Source organism: Pseudoclavibacter sp. Marseille-Q434 (assembly GCF_050315415.1).
Lineage (GTDB): Bacteria > Actinomycetota > Actinomycetes > Actinomycetales > Microbacteriaceae > Pseudoclavibacter.
This window is the reverse complement of sequence record NZ_JBNPQH010000001.1, coordinates 1,116,262-1,134,757: the sequence shown is the minus strand read 5'-3', so window position 1 is coordinate 1,134,757 and position 18,496 is coordinate 1,116,262. Positions and strand designations below refer to the sequence as shown.

The following is an 18,496-nucleotide window of genomic DNA, read 5'->3' as shown; positions in this document are numbered from 1 at the left end:
CGCGTCGGAATGTTGCACTCCATTTCGGTCGGTGACGCGCCCCGGCGCCCGGCCTCCGCGAGCGGACCTACGATCGGGCAACTCCACGCACCGTCAGCGCTGCTGCTCCGGCGTGCGTGGGACCCCGATCCCGTGAGAGAGGCACCATGTCGAGACGCCAAGGACCCGGACGATTCACGGTCGGACTCGCCCTCCAGGGAGCGGGTTGGCACCCCGCCGCCTGGACGGTCCTGCCGCGCGGCGACGGCACCAGGCTCACCGAGCTCGGCTACTGGCGCGACCTCGTGCAGCACGCCGAGCGAGCCGGCATCGACTACGTCACCTTCGAGGACGCCTACCAGATCGAGGGGAGCGCACCGGACTGGGAGGCCCCCCGCGACCTCGCCGAGGTGTCGCTCGACGCGACCCTCCTGGCAGCGTCGCTCGCGCCGCTCACGAAGCGCATCGGGCTGGTCCCGACCATCGGTCTGACGCACGCGGAGCCCTTCCACGCGGCCACGAGCATCCAGACCCTCGACTTCGTCTCCCTCGGCCGTGCCGGCCTGCGCGCGAAACTGAGCGCGAGCGCGGCCGAGGCCGCGAGCTTCGGCCGCAAGAGCTCACTCGGTCTCGACGCGATCTTCGCGGAGGGCACCGATGCCATCGAGGCCATCCGCCGGCTCTGGGACAGCTGGGAAGACGACGCCGTCATCCGCGACGCGAGCACCGGCCGCTTCATCGACGCCGACCGCCTGCACTACGCCGACTTCGAGGGGGAGCACTTCAGCGTCAAGGGGCCGTCGATCGTGCCCCGCTCGCCGCAGGGCCAGCCTCCCGTCTTCGCGCTCGCGCAGGCCCAGGAGTCGTTCGACTTCGCGGCTCGGCAGGCAGACGTCGTGTTCATCACGCCGGGTCGCTCGACGGTCGCCGAGCTGGTGGCGGCGATCCGGGACGCCGAGCTGCGTGTGGGCCGCACGGGGGAGCCGCTGCGCATCGTCGCCGACCTCGAGATCTTCCTCGGCGACGAGGACGGCTCCACCGAAGAGCACTTCCGCGCCCTCGACGAGCGCGTCCGCGCGGACTCCGGGTATCGCAGCGACACGAGGGTCGTCGTGCGCTCGAACGTCATCACGGCAGAGCTCATTGCCAAGTACGCGGATGCCGGCCTCGACGGCGTCCGCGTCCGCCCGCTCACCCACGGCGACGTCGCCGAGTTCGTCGACCGCGTTCGGCCGATGCTCGAGGCGAGGGGCATCGTCGCACCTCCCAATCCGCGCGAGAAGTCGCCGAGCCTGCGCAAGACGTTCGGCCTCGTCCCGCGCCCGGCCAACCGGTTCGCGGCCTCCCACGCGGAGCGGCCCGGAACCGCTGGCGCTGCATCGACCCGCGATGCCAGGAGCTCCGCACAGCCGGCATCCGCACGAAAGGCACACCGCGCATGACCAGCCCAGCGCTCAAGCAGGTCCACCTCGCCGCGCATTTCCCCGGCGTCAACAACACGACCATCTGGACCGACCCGGACGCCGGGAGCCAGATCGACCTCGCCTCCTTCCGCGCCTTCGCGGAGACAGCGGAGCGCGGCCGATTCGACTACCTCTTCCTCGCGGAAGGGCTGCGGCTCCGCGAGCACAAGGGGCGCATCCACGAGCTTGACGTCGTCGGTCGCCCCAACACGCTCGTGATCCTCGCCGCCCTCGCGAGCCTCACCACGCACATCGGCCTCGTCGGCACGCTCTCCTCCACCTTCAACGAGCCGGCGGACCTCGCACGGCAGCTCGCGACGCTCGACCACCTCTCCGGTGGGAGGGCGGGCTGGAACGTCGTCACCTCGAGCGACGCCTTCCACGGCCAGAACTTCCGCCGCGGAGGCTTCCTCGAGTACGCGGAACGCTACGAGCGGGCCGAGGAGTTCGTGCGGCTCTCGAAGCGACTCTGGGACTCCTGGGAGTCCGACGCGATTTCCGCGAACCCCGGCCGAGGGGAGTACCTGCGCCAGGACGGTGTGCACCGCGTCAACCACGTCGGCAAGCACTTCGACATCGAGACCATCTCGAACGTGCCGCGAAGCCCGCAGCGGTACCCGGTCATCGTGCAGGCCGGCGACTCACCGGCCGGGCGCGACTTCGCCTCCGCGAACGCCGAGATCATCTTCTCGCTGCACGCGGCCTTCGAGGACGGCAAGCGCTTCTTCGACGACGTCAAGTCTCGCCTCCCCGCCGTCGGGCGGTCGAAGGACTCGCTCCTCATCATGCCCGCCGCGACGTTCGTCGTGGGTGACTCCGAGGCGGATGCACGCGAGCGGTCCCGCGCGGAAGCGCTCGCCCAGATCAGCCCGCAGACGGCGATCGCGATGCTCGAGCAGGTCTGGGGGAGGGACCTGTCAGGCGTCGACCCGGACGGCCCGCTTCCCGACCTCGAGCCGGGCGACGAGCTCATCCGTGCAGGCCAGGCCAACGACCTCTCCAAGCAGCGCGCCCAGATCTCGAAGTTCCGAGAGATCGCGGAGCGCGAGTCGCTCAGTGTCCGAGAGCTCATGCTGAAGCTCAACACGCGCCACACGTTCGTCGGAACCGGCGCGCACATCGCCGAAGAGATCTCCCGCTACGTGCAGGGTGGTGCCGCCGACGGCTTCGTGATCGTCCCCTCGCTCATCCCGAACGGGCTCGACCGGTTCGTGGACGAGGTCATTCCCGAGCTGCAGGAGCGCGGCGTCTACCGCGAGGAGTACACGCCGGGTGCGACCCTGCGGGAAACCCTCGGCCTGCCATCCGAGCCGCCATCGGCAGAGGCCCCGAGCGGCCAGCGGCTCGGCGCTGGAGGGGCCGTCGGGGCCTGAAGGTCAGGGTGCGGCGATGAGCATTTCGCGGGCGGCCGGATGTCAGCGCCGCAGCGGCGCGAGGCCTCGCGCGTCGAGCGCGGTCTCCAGGAGACCGACGGCCCTCGGTCCCACGCCGTGCAGCGACAGGAGGTGCTCGCGGCTCGCGCCAGCGACATCTCCGAGCATCGTCTGACCCGCCTCGGCAAGCGCGCGCGCTGCCGGAGCGCCGATCCCGAGGCGCGCGAGCGGCTCCGTGTCGGCGGCCGACGGCTCGGCCGGGACCCGGTGCACGCCGAAACGGTCCTCTGGGTCGATCCGGCCGAGCAGCTTCTGGGAGAGACGGCCGAGCGTGCTGAACTCCTCCGGGGTGAGCGCGTCGACGATGAGCTCGCGCACCTTGGCGACGTGCCCTGGCGCGGTCTCCTCGAGGAACGACATCCCCTCGTCGCTGAGCTTGGCGATCTTCGCCCGTCGATCGTCCGGGTGGCTCGTGCGCTCGACGTAGCCTCGCTGCTCAAGGCCGAGGACGACCCTGGACAGGCGGGGGAGCGTCGCGTTGGTGCGTGTGGCGAGGTCGGTCATCCGCAGGCTGCGCCCGGGCGACTCTGAGAGGACGGCCATCACGAGATACTCGTAGTGCGTGACGCCGGCGTCGTTGCCGAGCTGAGTGTCGAGTGCCCCTGGGAGGAGCTCGACGACCCCGATGAAGTGCAGCCACGAGTGCTGCTCGTCTGCGGTCAGCCATCTCGGTTCGCTCATGGCCCCATTCTCCCGACTTTTACTTGTAGATGCAAGTTTTTGAGTGCTACGGTTCCAGGCATGACGACAACAGACGGCGACAAGCTCGACGCAGGCACCGGCATGGGCCTCGTCTCCCTCCACGTCGGCGACCTCGCCGCGCAATCCGAGTACTACCGAACGGCCCTCGCGCTCGAGCCCATGGCCGAGGCCGACGGCGAGATCACGCTCGGCCGTGGGCGGGTGCCCCTCGTGCGCCTGCGCCACACCCCAGGCCTCCCCATTCCTTCGCGCCGTGCCGCGGGACTCTTCCACACCGCGCTCCTCTTCGAGACGCCGAGCGACCTCGCCGCGACCGTCTACCGAGCCGCGCAGCACCAGCGCTCGCAGTTCGTCGGCTCCTCCGACCACCACGTGAGCGAGGCGTTCTACTTCACCGATCCAGAGGGCAACGGCATCGAGCTCTACACCGACCGGCCCCGCGACACGTGGCTCGACGCCTCCGGCCGCATCGCCATGTCGACCGAGTTCCTGGACCCGAACGCCTACCTGCGCGCCAACCTCGTCGAGGCGACCGCGGATGCGCCGCACACGGCGGCTGCCGACGTGGGCCACGTGCACCTGCAGGTCGGCGACGTCGACACCGCCAAGGGGTTCTACGTCGACACCCTCGGCTTCGAGACGACCACAACCTATCCGGGCGCCCTCTTCGTGAGCGCGGGCGGCTACCACCACCACGTCGCTCTCAACGTGTGGAACAGCGCAGGGGCCGGCCCCCGCGCGGCAACCCTCGGACTCGGCCAGCTCACCGTCGAGGTGCCAGCGCGGGATGAGCTCGACGCGGTCGCCGAGCGGCTGCGCGGCGCAGGCCTGCAGTTCGCCGACGACGGCGCCTCCATCACCGTGCTGGACCCGTGGCGCTCCGAAGTGGTGCTCCGAACACGCGACCAGGCGGTCGCCGCGTGAGCCACCTCGCCATCACGACGGCCCTCACCTCCGCTGGGGGAAGCCTCCAGGACGATGCGGCCGACCGTCCGATCCTGCTGCTCATGCACGGCTACGGTTCACACGAGGACGACCTCACCAGCCTGCTCCCGTCGCTCGGCGACCGTTTCGCCTGGGCCTCGCTTCGCGCGCCGCTCGTCCTCCGCCAGCAGACGCCCGCCGAGGTCGGCTCCTACGCGTGGGTCCCCATCGATCGTCCTGGACTGCCGGACCCGGTGCAGGCCGCGGCCGCGACCGACGCGGTGACGGCCTGGCTCGACGAGCACACCGCGCCCACCGCGAGCATCATCCCCATCGGGTTCTCCCAGGGCGGGCTCATGGTGACGCAGCTCCTTCGACGCGACCCGCAGCGCTTCGCGCGCGGCGCCGTGCTCTCCGGCTTCTCCCTCCAGGGCGAGCAACCCGGTGACGCTGAGCTCGCGCGCCTCCGCCCGCCGGTGTTCTTCGGCCGCGGAGACCGGGACCAGATCATCAGCGACGAGACGTTCGAGCGCACCACGGGCTGGCTCGCGGACCACGCCACCCCGACTGAGAAGGTCTACCCGGGGCTCGCGCACGGCATCTCGCCGCAGGAACTCCAGGACCTCGCGGCCTTCCTCGCCTGAAGGCCGCCGCGCGGAATGTGACCCCGCGTGTCCCCCTGGTACTCGAGATTTCGGCCGCCCGCTTCCGCAGGCGGCCGTCTTCCTAGTCTCTGGACATCCCCACCACGAAGGAGTCCAGATGACCCGCTCGACCAGATCCCTCTCCGCTGCCGCCCTCGCCGCAGTCGGCATGATGGCCCTGGCGTCGTGCGCCGGGCAGTCTGGGGCGACTCCAGCGGCGGATGCGGACCCCGTGCAGGGCGGCAACCTCCGCGTCGGCATCCTCAGCGACATCGGATGCATCGACCCGGCGCAGGTCGGCAACAACAACAACGTCAACATCGCCCGCCAGACCGTCGCGTCGCTCACGACGCAGGACGTCGAGACCGGTGAGGTGCTTCCGTGGCTCGCCGAGTCGTGGGAGATCTCCGACGACGCCAAGGAGTTCACCTTCACCCTCGCCGAAGGCCCGACCTTCGCCGACGGAACCCCCATCGACGCGGAGGCCGTCAAGGCGAACGCGGAGGGGATCCAGGCGCTCGGCGCGAAGTCGCCGCTGGGCAATCTCTACCTGGCCGGCCTCGAATCGGTGACGGTCGTCGACCCGCAGACCGTCACCTACACGTTCGCCGAGCCCTCCGCGCAGTTCCTGCAGGCGACCTCGACCTTCACGCTCGGGCTCGTCTCCACGGAGAGCAGCAAGCTCAGCCAGGAGGATCGCTGCGCCGGCGACCTCGTCGGCTCCGGCCCCTTCTCCGTCGAGTCCTACACGCCGAACGCCGAGACGGTGCTCTCAGCGCGTGAGGATTACGCCTGGGGAGCATCCGCGACGGGCAACACCGGGCGCCCGTACCTCGACACCATCACGTACTCCGTCATCCCCGAGGCATCGACGCTCACCGGCTCGCTCCAGTCCGGCCAGCTCGACGTGTCGACCGACGTGTCCTTCGTCGACCTCGACCCGCTCAAGAGCGCAGGAGCAAGCGTCGAGAACCGCGCGAACCCCGGTGTCGTGTACAACCTCATCCCGAACGCATCCCACCCGATCCTGTCGGACGAGAAGGTGCGTCTCGCCGTGCAGAAGAGCATCAACCGCGAGGAGCTCCTCGCGCTCCTGACGCCGGAGGACAGCCCCGCGACCAGCGTGCTCGCAACGTCGACCCCGTACTACAGCGACAAGAGCGACATCCTCGAGTTCAACACCGAGGAAGCCGCCAAGCTGCTCGACGAGGCGGGCTGGACCGAAGGAGCGGACGGCGTGCGCGAGAAGGACGGGCAGAAGCTGAGCTTCGAGCTCGCCTACTGGCAGCCGACGACGAACGTGCTCGAGCAGGTGCAGGTGCAGCTGGCGGCCGTCGGCATCGACCTGCAGCTCCGCGAGGCGCCCATCGCCGACGTCACCGCCATCAACGACGGCACGCAGCCGTTCACCTGGGCCAACATCACGCGAGCCGACCCAGACGCGCTCCGCATCTTCTTCTCAGCCGAGGGCGGCAACAAGTACAACTACCGCGAGGTGGGCCCGATCGACGAGGTCCTCAACTCGCAGGCAGCCGTCATCGACGCGGATGCGCGCCAGACCTCGGTCGACGCCGCCGTCACGCAGCTGCTCGAGGAGGGCTACGCGGTTCCCGTCATCCAGCTCTCGACGAACCTCGTCCAGGCACCCGGAGTCCAGGGCACGCAGTTCGAAGCCTCCAGCCGGCTCGACTTCTCGGCAGCCTGGAAGGCCGCGGAGTAGTTCATGGTCCGCTACTTCGCCGCCAGGCTCGCCCTGGGGATCCTGGTCCTCTGGGCGGCCTTCACGCTGTCGTTCCTCCTGCTCTACCTGCTTCCCGGTGACGCGGCCGCAGTGGCCGCGGCCGGCGGAGGTGAGGGCGCGGCCGATCCTGCGGCCGTCGAGGCGCTGCGAGCGGAGCTCGGGCTCGACGCCCCGTTCCACGAGCAGTACCTCGCAGCCCTCGGCGGCGCGCTCGTCCTCGACTTCGGAAGCTCCGTGCAGAACGGCATCCCCGCGACCGAGGTGCTTGCCCGTGCCCTCCCGTCCACGGCGACGCTCGCCGGGGCGGCGCTTGTCCTCTCCGTCGTCGGCGGCGTCGGCCTCGCGATCGTCAGCAACCTCGTCCGATCAACCTGGCTGCGCGGCATCCTCCAATCGCTTCCGTCGCTCGCCATCGCCGTCCCGACGTTCTGGCTGGGCCTGCTCCTCCTGCAGGTCTTCTCCTTCCAGCTCGGCTGGGTGCCCGCCTTCGGGAGCACCGGATTCGTGGGGCTCATCCTGCCCGCGCTCACGCTGTCCATCCCGACGGGGGCCTACCTCGCGCAGGTGCTGACGCGCAGCCTCCACGAGACGCTCGCGCGTCCGTTCATCGAGCAGGCCAAGGCGAAGGGCGCGGGCGACACGCGCATCCTCGCCCGCCACGCTCTTCGCAACGCAGCCCTTCCGACCCTCACGATCGGCGGTGTGCTCGTGGGCCAGCTCCTCGCCGGCACCGTCGTCACCGAGACCGTCTTCTCCCGCGACGGCGTCGGCCGCATGATCGTGACCGCCGTCGCGAACCGCGATATCCCGCTCGTCATGATCGCCGTCGTCTTCGCCGCGGTCGTGTTCGTCGTGACCAACCTCATCGTCGACGCGCTCTACCCGCTCATCGACCCGCGCCTGACGCATTCCACCAGACAGCAGCGACCCTCATCGAGGCGCCGCACGACGCCGACGCTGACACCCGGGCTCGCCCCGAGCGAACCAGCCGACGCAAGCAAGAAGGGGGTCCCAGCATGAGCCAGGCTCTTCTCGAGACCGTGCCGGGCGTCACCCCGCTCAGCCGCACGGAACGCTACGTCGCACCCAGCGGCCTCGACAACCCGGATATCCGCGACAACCCGGAAGGGCGAGGGCACGGGACCGCCGAACGGACGCCGCAGCCGGTGCCGGAGCCGGTCAAGCCGTCGTCGTTCGCACGCTTCAGCGGCCTCCTGCGCCTCCCGTCCCTCATCCTCGCGCTCGTCGTGCTCGCCACGGTCATCGCCTGGGCGATCATCCCGTCCGTCTTCACGCCGTACGACGCCGTCAACGGAACCCTCCTCGACCGCCTGCAGCCGCCGAGCGCCACGCACCCCTTCGGTACGGACAACCTCGGCCGGGACACCCTCGCTCGCTTCATCTACGGATCGCAGACCACCCTCTTGGCCTCCGGCCTCGCCGTGGTCATCGCCCTCGGCACCGGCGCGCTCCTCGGCCTCCTCGCAGGCTACCTTCGCGGGTTCGTCGACGAGGCGATCATGCGGTTCATGGACGTCATCCTCGCGATCCCGGCGCTGCTGCTCTCGCTCACCATCATCACGGGGCTCGGCTTCGGGACGCTCAACATCGCCATCGCGGTCGGTCTCGCCTCGACCGCGGCCTTCGCGCGCATCATGCGCTCGCAGGTGCTCTCGGTCGCGACGGCCGGGTACATCGAAGCGGCGAAGCTGTCAGGCGCCCGCTGGCCCAGCATCATCTTCCGCCAGGTGCTGCCCGCCGCGATCACCCCGGTGCTCGCCCTCGCCGCCATCGAGTTCGGCGCAGCGGTGCTCGCCATCTCCGCGCTCAGCTTCCTCGGCTTCGGCGCCCCGCCGCCCCAGCCCGAGTGGGGCGCGCTCATCTCCGAGGGACGCGACTACCTGCAGGCCGCCTGGTGGCTCACGACGCTGCCCGGCCTCGTGATCGTCGCCGTCGTGCTCTCCACCGCCCGCCTCTCCCGCTGGCTCCAAGACCGAGGAGACCGCTCATGACGTCAACGCAGTCACCCGTCCCCGGCGAAGCTCCCGCCGGGCCCCTGCTCTCCGTGCGCGGCCTCCGGCTCGCCTACAAGGGGGCCACGACGCTCGCCGTCGCCGGTGTCTCCTTCGACGTCTACCCGGGCGAGCAGGTCGCGATCGTCGGCGAGTCCGGCTCCGGCAAGACGAGCGTCGCGAAGTCCATCGTCGACCTCCTCCCGTCGAGCACCGACGTCCGCGCGGACGCGCTCCGCTACGACGGGCTCGACCTCACCGCCTTCACCCCGCTCGAGTGGCGCGCCGTGCGCGGCGCACGCATCGGCCTCATCCCGCAGGACCCCTCCGCGTCACTCAACCCGCTGCAGACGGTCGGCTCGCAGGTCGCCGAAGTGCTGCTCATCCACGGCCTCGCGACGAAGAAGGATGCGCGCGCGCGAGCCGTCGAGCTGCTGGCGGATGCGGGCATCCCGGACGCTGCGAAGCGAGCAGCCCAGTACCCGCACCAGTTCTCCGGCGGCATGCGGCAGCGTGTCCTCATCGCGGCGGCGCTCGCCGCCTCACCGGGCCTCATCATCGCGGACGAGCCGACCAGCGCCCTCGACGTGACCGTGCAGCGACAGATCCTCGACCTCATCGCGGAACGCGCCGCCGTCGCCTCCACGTCGGTGCTCTTCATCACCCACGACCTCGGCGTCGCCGCCGACCGTGCGGACCGCATCCTGGTCATGCAGCACGGCGTGATCGTCGAAGCGGGACCTGCCGCGCAGGTGCTCGAGGACCCACAGCATCCGTACACGAAGCGACTCGTCGCGGCCGCGCCGACGAGGACCTCGACCCGGCTCGCGCCGGCGCAGGGCGCCCTCGCGATCGACCGGAGCAGGCCAGTGCTCGAGGTCTCCGGCCTCAGCAAGACCTTCCGGCTCCCCGGCGGGGCGCGCGTGGATGCGACGAAGGACGTCGCGTTCTCGATCGCGCGCGGCGAGAGCTACGCGCTCGTCGGAGAATCGGGCTCAGGCAAGAGCACGACGGCGCGACTCGCGCTGCTGCTCGAACGGCCAGACCAGGGCAGCATCCGCCTCGACGGCGTCGAGATCGCCGGAGCACGAGGCGGCGCGCTCAGGGCATTCCGTCGTAGGACGGGACTCGTGCACCAGGATCCGTACTCCTCCCTCGACCCGCGGTTCACCGTTGCCGAGTCCATCGAGCAGCCGCTGCGCGCCTTCGGCGTCGGCGACAAGGCCTCACGGCGGGCACGCGTGCTCGAGCTGCTCGACGATGTCGCGCTGCCCGCGAGCTTCGCCGAGCGGCGGTCCGCGCAGCTCTCCGGTGGGCAGCGCCAGCGCGTCGCCATCGCCAGGGCGCTCGCGCTCAAACCGGAGCTCATCGTGCTCGACGAGGCGGTGTCGGCGCTCGACGTCTCCGTGCAGGCGCAGATCCTGCAACTGCTCGTCGACCTCCAGGCAGAGCACTCGCTGAGCTACCTCTTGATCACCCACGACCTCGGCGTCGTGAGGCAGATCGCGGACAGGGTCGGCGTGCTCCGCGGGGGAGAGCTGCTCGAGGAGGGCACGGTCGACGAGGTCTTCGAGCGCAGCACCAACGACTACACGCGGGCGCTCGTCGACGCGATCCCGGGCGGGCGGCCCACCGAGCGCGTCCTGGAGCCCATCGCATGACCTCCGCCGCCAGGCTCATCGACAGCGACAGCAGCAAGGGGGCGCGCTGCATCGCCGTGCTCGGCGCGGGCCCGCGCGGCGCCGGACTGCTCGAGCGCATCGTCGCCAACTACGACGCCGACGCCACCGGTCAGCTGGTCGTGCACCTCATCGACCCGCACCCGCCGGGCGCCGGGCGCATCTGGCGCGACGCGCAGTCCGGGCTCCTCAAGCTCAACTCGCTCGCGGCCGACGTCACGATGTTCACCGACGAGACGAGCACCATCGAGGGGCCAATCCGAGAGGGCCCATCGCTGGTCGAGTGGGCGCAGCTCGCGACGCGCGGCGCCCTGCCCGGGTACGAGCTCGACGCGGAAGACCCGCAGCTCGCCGCGGAGATCCGGGCACTGGGTCCCGCGAGCTTCCCCACCAGGCGGCTCCAGAGCCGGTATCTCGGCTGGTTCTTCGAGCAGGCCGCAGACGCCGCGCCGGAAGGGCTGACCGTGCTGGTGCACACCGCGCAGGTGACGGGCGTCACGACGCTCGAGAACGGCTCCCAGCGGGTCGAGCTCGATACGGGTGACGGGCTCACGGTCGACGTGGTCGTCTACGCCCTGGGCCACTCGGGAACGCGAGTGCATGAAGGGACGAGGACCGCCGAGCTCAGCGACTTCGCGGCACGCCACGAGCTCGCGTACGTGCCGCCCTCGTTCACGGCGGACGCCGACTTCAGCGCCGTTCGAGCGGGGGAGCCCGTCATCGTCCGCGGGCTCGGACTCGCCGCCGTGGACCTGCTCGTGCTGCTCACCGAGGGGCGGGGCGGATCGTTCGTGCCGAGCGCGGACGAGGGACGTCTGACGTACCTTCCCTCAGGGCGCGAGCCGCTCATCCTCGTCGGCTCCAGGCGCGGTGTCCCCTACCACTCGAAGGTCACCAGCGTGCTGCAGGGAGAGCCCTTCGAGACGCGGTACTTCACGCCGGACATCGCACGGGAGGTCGTCGCGCGGCACGAGATCCTCGACTTCCGCACGCACTTCTGGCCGCTGCTCGCGAAGGAGATGCTCCACGGCTACTACCGGGAGCTGTTCACGGGCCACCCGGAGCGCGTCCGCATCTCCTGGGTCGAGTTCCGGGCTGACCTCGACCGTTTCGGCGCGCAGTCTCCGGAGCTCCACGACGCGGTCGTCGCGGCGCTCGTCGACCCCAGCGACGAACTCGACATCGAGACCTTCGACCACCCCCTCCGCGGTGCCGTCGCCACGGACGTCGGGTCGGTCTCGGCCTCGCTGCACGAGTACATTCGCGAGGACCTGCGGCTCAGGAACCGGCAGGAGCACAGCGAGAGCCAGGGGCTCTTCCTGGCGCTGCTCTTCTCGTTCATGACCTTCGTCGAGTTCCAGGACGCGCCCAACTGGTCACCAGCTTCCCTCGCAGGCGACGTGCGCGTCTGGTGGAAGGGCTTCTTCAGCTACGTCGCCTCCGGCCCACCGGGGCACCGCCTCGACGAGCTCCTCGCGCTCAGCGAGGCCGGTGTCGTGCACTTCCTCGGAGGCGACCTCCGGGTCTGGGAAGACGAGGAGACCGGGGTGTTCCACGCGACGGGGAGCACGCTCGAGCAGGGGGTCTCGGCCCGCGCGCTCATCGACGCCTGGCTCCCGGACTCTGACGTCGCGCACACCGACAACGACGCCCTGCGCCAGCTCATAGCATCCGGCGAGGGGCGCGAGCGGATCGCGGCCACGCCGGAGGGCAGCCTCGCCACCGGCGTCATCGAGGTGCGGCGCGCTGACTCGCGCATCGTGCGGGGCGACGGCACGGCGCATCCGCGACGGTTCGCCGTCGGGCCGTACACCTCGAATCCGTTCGTGGGCGCCTTCTCGCGCCCGAGGACGAACGCCGTGTCATTTCGCGAGAACGACGCCGTCGCGCTGAGTACCTTGAGACTTGTCGGCGACATCAGCAGAGAGAACCAGGATCGGGAGCAGCATGAGCACGCAGCAGAGCACCACCACCGGAGACCAGTTCGGCAAGCGCTGGGCGGCCTGGCACGACAGTCGTGAACGCGCGGTCCGAGCCCCGTACGGGCCGGCGGCACTCGTCGCCACGAACTGGCTCGCCGACGGCATCGAGCTCGAGCTCGACACCGTAGCGGGCGCCTGGACGATCGAGGAGGGGGCCGTCGTCGGCACTGGCCTCGCCTCGAGCGGATACACGGATGCATCCGGTGAGGCAGTCGGAGATCGGGTCACGCTCACCGCGGGCGAGGAGCTCCGCGACGGCGAGCGCATCCTTAGGGCCTTCGCTCGCGACGACCAGCGCGCGCTTCGCGTGCTGGACCCGGCCGCGCCCGGACGCGCGGCGCTGCTCGGCATCGACAGCTACGCGCCCGGTGACGACTACGTCGTCTCCGCCACCTTCCGACCGTCGACCGAGCAGGTCGATGTGCTCCAGGCCGACGGCTACGTGTCCAGGAAGGACCTCGGCGGGAAGCTCGACTTCACGCTCGGCGGAGCCCGGTTCTCGATCGACGCCGACCACGCAGAGGCTGGACTGCAGGTCGTCTTCGCGGATGCGACCAGCGGCGCCGAGAGCTACCGGTTCCGGTTCCTCACCGTCCCGGCGCCGGAGGCCGACGGGACGACCACGATCGACTTCAATCGCGCGTACCTCCCGCCGTGCGCCTTCAGCGACCAGTTCGTCTGCCCCACGCCCGCCGCAGACAACCGCCTGACGGTGCCGGTGCGAGCGGGGGAGCGCAACGCCATCACGGCGTAGGACTCGACGTTCCCGACGGGAGCTTCGTCCCGCCGGAGCCTGATTCGGACCATCCGCGGGCGGCCGACACGCGTCGGCCGCCCGCTCAGTCCTCCGCGTCCCAGGGCTCCGGTTCGATGTCGCGCCCGCGGATGCGATCGATCTCGCGCCGCTCGCGCTTCGTCGGCCTGCCAGCACCTCGGTCGCGGAACGCGATGGGCGCGGCGAACTCGCGCGGGGGAGGTGGCGGTGAGTTGTCGATGAGCGCCTTCGCCGCGATCGGTGCGCCCACGCGCTTCTTGAGCAGCTGCTGCGCGACGAGGATCCGATCACGATCGGTGCGCACGCGAACCTCGTCGTCGACGTGGATGCGCTGGGCGGGCTTCGCCCGGTCGCCGTCGATCTTCACGTGCCCGGCCTTGCAGGCGGCTGTGGCGGCGCTGCGCGTCTTGAAGATGCGCACGGCCCAGAGCCACACGTCGACGCGCACGGACGCGGGGCCGGCTTGGGGGGAGCCATGCTCGTCGGGGTCCATCCGCTGATCGTAGCGAGTCCGGGGCCGTCCGCGGATCTCGGTGCGCCGGCGGCGAACGACGCGACCATCCCGGCGACACGCTGGGCCACCCAGTCGCTGGGCTGCGCCCATTGAGACAATGGGCGCATGGCGAGCAGAGAGCAGGAAGCCCCGATGCGGTGGGCGACGCTGCCGAATGCCATCTCGGTGGCGCGGCTGCTCGTCTTCGTGCCGCTCACCATCTGGCTCGCCGCCGATGGCAGAGCACTCGCGGCGACCCTGAGCCTCGCAGCCTTCGGCGCGACCGACTGGATCGACGGGTTCCTCGCTCGCCGGCTCGGCCAGGTCTCACGGGTGGGGGAGATCCTCGACCCGGTCGCGGATCGACTCGGCATCATCGCCATCGGCCTCGGGCTCGCCCTCCTGGGTTATCTCCCGTGGTTCGTCCTCATCACGATCTTCGTGTGCGACGTGGCTCTGCTCGTGATCGGGCTCACCCGACTCGACCGCGTCCGCGAGGGGAGAGTCAACCTGCTCGGCAAGGCCAGGTCGGCGTTCATCATGGTCGCGATGCCGCTCCACCTGCTCTCCTACGCCGCTCAGGTGCCCGCTGAGCCCCTGCGGGGCATCACGTGGTGGATGCTCGCCATCGGCACGGTCCTGCACGTCGCCGCTGGCGCGGTCTACGCCGTCAGGTACCTGCGCCGCCGGGCTCCGTGACGAAGTCGATGAGCTCCTCGACGCGGCCCAGCAGGGACGGCTCCAGGTCGCGGTAGTCGCGGACCTGCTCGAGGATGCGCTGCCACGCCCTCGCGGTGTCCGCCTGCTCCTCGGCTGGCCAGCCGAGCGCCCGGCAGATGCCCTTCTTCCAGTCCTGCCCACGGGGGATGACCGGCCAGGCCTTGAGCCCGAGGCGCTCGGGCTTGACCGACTGCCACACGTCGACGTACGGGTGCCCGACGACGCGGACGTGAGAGGCGCCGAAGCGCTTCGTGATGTCGTCCGCGATGCGCTGCTCCTTGGAGCCCTTGACGAGGTGGTCGAGCAGCACGCCGACGCGCCGCGTCTGGCTCGGGCCGAAGACGGTGAGCACCTCGGCGAGGTGGTCGGCTCCCTGCAGGAACTCGACGACGACGCCGTCGATGCGGAGGTCGTGGCCCCAGACCTTCTCGACGAGCTCCGCGTCGTGCTTTCCCTCGACGAAGATGCGACCAGCCCTCGCGGTGCGCGCTTTCGCGTCGGCGACGTGGAACGACCCGGATGCGCTCCTCGCGCGCCCGGACGGCTGCTTCGCGACCGGAGGGCCGAGGAGGACCGGCTCGTCCTCGAGGAGGAAGATCGAATCCGCCGGGAACGCCTTCCGCTGCCCGTCGAAGTCCAGCAGTGTCACGGTCTGCTTGTTGGCGGAGGCGAGGCGCCCGTAGAAGCCCGTGGCCGCGTCCTCGAGCCACATGCCGCTTGCCATGGGGACCTTGCGCGTCAGCGGGGCGGATTTGCGCGCCCGCATCTGTGCGACGGGATCACCGCCGTAGCGGTCGTCGAACGCGTTTTCGTCAGAAGAAGACAGGTTTGCCACCCACGGAGTGTACGCCGAGGGTGAAAACCGGCAACGATTCGGTCGCTCGTTTCGACAACACTCAGTCGTCTGACGCACAATGGCTGGCGGTGCTTGTGCAGTTCACCGACCGGAATTCGGGCACCCCCGATTCCGCTACGCTTGAGCACCGACTCGAGGAGGCAAATATGGCTGGGTCTGACGCTGAGGCGCGAACCCCTGACGGCGACGGCGTCGTCGATGAGCAGACGCAATCGTCGACGATGTCGTTCACTGGCGATTTCAGCGCGCAACTCGCCGCGCTCATCGCCGGCGGTGTCTCGAAGGAGGAGATGGAGTCGATCAGCGCTCTCCCCTCCGGCTCCGCGCTCCTGATCGTGCGCAGGGGGTCCAACGTCGGGGCCAGGTTCCTGCTCGACACCGACCTCCAGGTCGCCGGTCGCCACCCGAACGCCGAGATCTTCCTCGACGACGTCACCGTCTCCCGTCGTCACGCCGAGTTCACCAGGCACGGCCGCGAATTCCACATGCGCGACCTCGGCTCGCTCAACGGCACCTACTACAACGGCGAGCGCATCAACTCTGCAGTGCTCACGAACGGCGGAGAGGTGCAGGTCGGCAAGTTCCGCCTCACGTTCTACAGCTCTCCGCTCGACACGAGCCTGACGTCCGCGTCTGCCGGGAACTGACGGTGGCCGCTATCGCGGCGGCTTCTTCCAGTGGGCAGGGCCGCATGCTCAGCATCGGACAGGTCCTCCAGCGGCTGAACGTCGAGTTCCCCGAGCTGAGTCCCTCGAAGCTGCGCTTCCTCGAGGACAAGGGGCTCGTGCATCCCGAGCGCACGCCCAAGGGCTACCGCAAGTTCTCCGCCGGCGACGTCGCTCGGCTGCGGGAAGTGCTCACGATGCAGCGGGACCTCTATCTGCCGCTCAAGGTCATCGCGGAGTACTTCGACGCGCTCGACCGCGGGCTCGAGCCCGAACTCCCGGGGTCCAGGGCACCGCAGCGGCAGACGATGCTCGCCGCGGGCACCGTGCTCGACCGCGCGCAGCTCCTCGAGCGCTCCGGCGCGAAGCCTGCACTCCTCGAGCAGGCCGTGAGCGCTGGGTTGATCCCTGCGGCCAGCCGGTACCAGGAGGACGAGCTCACGATGCTGAGCACACTCGTCGAACTGGAGAAGGTGGGCATCGAGCCGCGACACCTCCGACCGTTCCGCGCCGCCGCGCACCACGAGTTCGGTCTCATCGAGCAGGCCCTGTCGACCAGCACTCGACGGGCACGTTCGGGCGGAGAGGCGCACGAGCGGGCGCACGAGCTCGCCGAGCACCTCGAGTCCGTCCGACGGTCGCTCATCCGCCAGGCCGTTCGCGGTCGCAGGTAGCTTCACCCTCCACTTGAACGTCAGGTGGATTCGAACGGCGCGAACTCTCTCCGCGACACGCCGCTGCTCGCATCCCGATGCCCGAGATTCAGGGCGAGACGGGTCGGGATCACATCGTTGTCGTTCGGAAGTAGCCGAGTCGCACGCGCTCCAATAGAATCAACTCAGACGGCTCGGGACTTACCTCAAGTTCCCCTGTGGTAAGACCCACTGCTTCCGCCCCAGTGCTACTGGGAGCTGAGCCAGTCGAAAACGTGTGAAAGGTGCAGGCATGAGCGAGCAGGGACAGGGCGACGCGCCAACCGGCGGCGAGTTGGTCTTCACCGACGGCATTCCGGACCTCGATCCGGGTTCCGGCTACCGCGGCGCCGTTGCCGCGAGGGCCGCCGGCATCACCTACCGTCAGCTCGACTACTGGGCTCGGACGGGCCTCGTCGAGCCGACCGTGCGCGGTGCGAAGGGGTCTGGCTCCCAGCGTCTCTACTCGTTCCGGGACATCCTCGTCCTCAAGCTCGTCAAGCGACTGCTCGAGACCGGCATCTCGCTCCAGCAGATCCGCACCGCGGTCGACCAGCTGCACGAGACCGGCGTCGTCGACCTCGCGCAGACGACCCTCATGTCGGACGGCGCGAGCGTGTACCTCTGCACCTCGAACGATCAGGTCATCGACCTCGTGCACCGCGGTCAGGGCGTCTTCGGCATCTTCGTGGGCCAGGTGCTCCGAGAGGTCGAATCGACGCTCGTGGACTTCGAGCAGCAGACCATCGACCCAGTTGACGAGCTCGCAGCTCGCCGCGCAAGCCGCGCGAGCTAGCCGCCGAGCCCCGCGCCCTAGCTGTTCGACCGGCCCCGCTGACGCCCACGCGTCACCGGGGCTTCGTCGTCCGTACCCGCGGCGCTGGCATACGGGCCGAGGCGTCCCGCCCGCATGATGCGCTCGAGGAGCGTGTCGAAGCTCGCGGCCATCTCCTCGGCGGAGCTCCCGGGCCACAGGTGCACGGGCTTGGCCGCGCCCGTGGCCTGCTGTAGCGACGTCCGCTCAGGCAACGCGGGGGAGAGGACAAGCGGTCCGAACATGTCGCGCAGCTCGCCGAGCCTGAACTGGTGCTCGATCGACTGATGCTTCGCCCTGTTGACGATGATGCCGAGCGGCTGCAGCCGCGGCGAGAGCTCACGCCTGATCTCATCCACCGCTCGGAGCGCGCGGTCTGCTGCCGCCACCGAGAACAGTCCCGGCTCCGTCACGACGGCAACACGGTCAGAGGCCGCCCAGGCTGTCCTGGTGAGCGCGTTGAGGGATGGCGGGCAGTCGATGAGGACCAGGTCGTAGTCGGCTTCGACGACGGCCAGGGCCTCCTCGAGGCGCCAGATCTCGCGGATCGACGGGTTCGGGGTGTCGAAGCTCAGCGCCGCCGGGCTTCCGACCATGAGGTCGATGACGCCGTGGCCTCCCTCGCCCCACGACGAGCGGGCGATCGCGGCTCGCACGGTGCTCGGCTTGGGAGAGCGGAGGACGTCGGCGATCGTAGCGCCATCCTGCGCGCGCGCGTCGAGCCCAGTCGAGACATCCGACTGGGGATCCAGGTCGACGACGAGGGTTCTGAGCCCGCGGGCCCAGGCGGCGGAAGCGAGGCCCAGGGTCACCGTGGTCTTGCCGACGCCGCCCTTGAGAGAACTGATGCTGAGGACGAACACCAGCCCAGGCTACATTCACTAGGCTTGCGTCACGTTGCTGCAAGCCCCTGTCGTTGTTG

The 18,496-nt window shown here is 69.9% G+C and carries 18 protein-coding genes; 14 read left to right on the top strand and 4 right to left on the bottom strand.

Annotation, left to right across the window (positions count from 1 at the left end):
* Positions 1 to 146 precede the first annotated feature (146 nt).
* Both ACQFZP_RS05450 and ACQFZP_RS05445 read left to right on the top strand, forming a co-directional pair.
* Positions 147 to 1,421, top strand: coding sequence for an LLM class flavin-dependent oxidoreductase (locus ACQFZP_RS05450; protein WP_211890538.1), 1,275 nt, complete (start codon positions 147 to 149; stop codon positions 1,419 to 1,421).
* The gene (locus ACQFZP_RS05445; RefSeq protein WP_211890537.1) at positions 1,418 to 2,815 is read left to right on the top strand and encodes an NtaA/DmoA family FMN-dependent monooxygenase; all 1,398 of its coding nucleotides are present in this window, start codon (positions 1,418 to 1,420) and stop codon (positions 2,813 to 2,815) included. The genes ACQFZP_RS05450 and ACQFZP_RS05445 overlap by 4 nt, the downstream gene beginning before the upstream one ends.
* Before the next feature lie 42 nt (positions 2,816 to 2,857).
* Here ACQFZP_RS05445 and ACQFZP_RS05440 read toward each other — a convergent pair whose 3' ends face one another.
* On the bottom strand, positions 2,858 to 3,556 hold the full coding sequence (locus tag ACQFZP_RS05440; RefSeq protein WP_104311815.1) for a MarR family winged helix-turn-helix transcriptional regulator: 699 nt from the start codon (positions 3,554 to 3,556) through the stop codon (positions 2,858 to 2,860).
* 60 nt (positions 3,557 to 3,616) lie between these two features.
* On the opposite strand from ACQFZP_RS05440, the gene ACQFZP_RS05435 reads away from it, so the two are divergent.
* From ACQFZP_RS05435 to ACQFZP_RS05400, 8 genes are all read left to right on the top strand, one after another.
* Positions 3,617 to 4,501, top strand: a complete 885-nt coding sequence (locus tag ACQFZP_RS05435) for a VOC family protein (protein ID WP_211890536.1) — start codon at positions 3,617 to 3,619, stop codon at positions 4,499 to 4,501.
* Positions 4,498 to 5,145 carry an alpha/beta hydrolase gene (locus tag ACQFZP_RS05430; RefSeq protein WP_104311817.1) on the top strand — a complete coding sequence of 216 codons (648 nt, stop codon included), beginning with the start codon at positions 4,498 to 4,500 and terminating at the stop codon, positions 5,143 to 5,145. Before ACQFZP_RS05435 ends, ACQFZP_RS05430 begins: the two co-directional genes overlap by 4 nt.
* 118 nt (positions 5,146 to 5,263) lie before the next feature.
* On the top strand, positions 5,264 to 6,865 hold the full coding sequence (locus ACQFZP_RS05425; RefSeq protein WP_211890535.1) for an ABC transporter substrate-binding protein: 1,602 nt from the start codon (positions 5,264 to 5,266) through the stop codon (positions 6,863 to 6,865).
* 3 nt (positions 6,866 to 6,868) lie between these two features.
* Entirely contained in the window at positions 6,869 to 7,906 is a 1,038-nt protein-coding gene (locus ACQFZP_RS05420) for an ABC transporter permease (protein ID WP_211890534.1), read from the top strand.
* On the top strand, positions 7,903 to 8,898 hold the full coding sequence (locus tag ACQFZP_RS05415) for an ABC transporter permease (protein ID WP_211890533.1): 996 nt from the start codon (positions 7,903 to 7,905) through the stop codon (positions 8,896 to 8,898). The genes ACQFZP_RS05420 and ACQFZP_RS05415 overlap by 4 nt, the downstream gene beginning before the upstream one ends.
* A complete protein-coding gene (locus tag ACQFZP_RS05410) occupies positions 8,895 to 10,559 on the top strand; it encodes a dipeptide ABC transporter ATP-binding protein (RefSeq protein WP_211890532.1) in 1,665 nt (554 codons plus the stop codon). The genes ACQFZP_RS05415 and ACQFZP_RS05410 overlap by 4 nt, the downstream gene beginning before the upstream one ends.
* Positions 10,556 to 12,598, top strand: a complete 2,043-nt coding sequence (locus ACQFZP_RS05405; RefSeq protein WP_211890531.1) for an FAD/NAD(P)-binding protein — start codon at positions 10,556 to 10,558, stop codon at positions 12,596 to 12,598. The genes ACQFZP_RS05410 and ACQFZP_RS05405 overlap by 4 nt, the downstream gene beginning before the upstream one ends.
* Positions 12,525 to 13,313: a DUF1684 domain-containing protein gene (locus ACQFZP_RS05400; RefSeq protein ID WP_211890530.1), complete on the top strand. Its 789-nt coding sequence runs from the start codon at positions 12,525 to 12,527 to the stop codon at positions 13,311 to 13,313. The genes ACQFZP_RS05405 and ACQFZP_RS05400 overlap by 74 nt, the downstream gene beginning before the upstream one ends.
* 85 nt (positions 13,314 to 13,398) lie before the next feature.
* Here the strand turns inward: ACQFZP_RS05400 and ACQFZP_RS05395 are convergent, their stop codons facing one another.
* Positions 13,399 to 13,827, bottom strand: a complete 429-nt coding sequence (locus ACQFZP_RS05395; RefSeq protein WP_211890529.1) for an RNA-binding S4 domain-containing protein — start codon at positions 13,825 to 13,827, stop codon at positions 13,399 to 13,401.
* A gap of 126 nt (positions 13,828 to 13,953) precedes the next feature.
* Here ACQFZP_RS05395 and ACQFZP_RS05390 point away from each other — a divergent pair, with 126 nt between their 5' ends.
* Positions 13,954 to 14,526: a CDP-alcohol phosphatidyltransferase family protein gene (locus ACQFZP_RS05390; RefSeq protein WP_179556823.1), complete on the top strand. Its 573-nt coding sequence runs from the start codon at positions 13,954 to 13,956 to the stop codon at positions 14,524 to 14,526.
* On the opposite strand, the gene ACQFZP_RS05385 is transcribed toward ACQFZP_RS05390, so the two are convergent.
* The gene (locus ACQFZP_RS05385; RefSeq protein ID WP_104252968.1) at positions 14,498 to 15,313 is read right to left on the bottom strand and encodes a DUF3097 family protein; all 816 of its coding nucleotides are present in this window, start codon (positions 15,311 to 15,313) and stop codon (positions 14,498 to 14,500) included. The genes ACQFZP_RS05390 and ACQFZP_RS05385 overlap by 29 nt on opposite strands.
* Before the next feature lie 236 nt (positions 15,314 to 15,549).
* Between ACQFZP_RS05385 and ACQFZP_RS05380 the strand changes: the two genes are divergently transcribed.
* The 3 genes from ACQFZP_RS05380 to ACQFZP_RS05370 all read left to right on the top strand — a co-directional run bounded on the left by ACQFZP_RS05380 (position 15,550) and on the right by ACQFZP_RS05370 (position 17,556).
* Positions 15,550 to 16,050, top strand: coding sequence for an FHA domain-containing protein (locus tag ACQFZP_RS05380; protein WP_104252809.1), 501 nt, complete (start codon positions 15,550 to 15,552; stop codon positions 16,048 to 16,050).
* Positions 16,051 to 16,094: 44 nt separating this feature from the next.
* Positions 16,095 to 16,742, top strand: a complete 648-nt coding sequence (locus ACQFZP_RS05375; protein WP_104311825.1) for a MerR family transcriptional regulator — start codon at positions 16,095 to 16,097, stop codon at positions 16,740 to 16,742.
* Positions 16,743 to 17,013: 271 nt separating this feature from the next.
* Positions 17,014 to 17,556, top strand: coding sequence for a MerR family transcriptional regulator (locus ACQFZP_RS05370; RefSeq protein WP_104252811.1), 543 nt, complete (start codon positions 17,014 to 17,016; stop codon positions 17,554 to 17,556).
* A 17-nt stretch (positions 17,557 to 17,573) separates the two neighbouring features.
* Here the strand turns inward: ACQFZP_RS05370 and ACQFZP_RS05365 are convergent, their stop codons facing one another.
* Positions 17,574 to 18,437, bottom strand: coding sequence for a ParA family protein (locus tag ACQFZP_RS05365; protein ID WP_104311826.1), 864 nt, complete (start codon positions 18,435 to 18,437; stop codon positions 17,574 to 17,576).
* Positions 18,438 to 18,496: the final 59 nt, after the last annotated feature.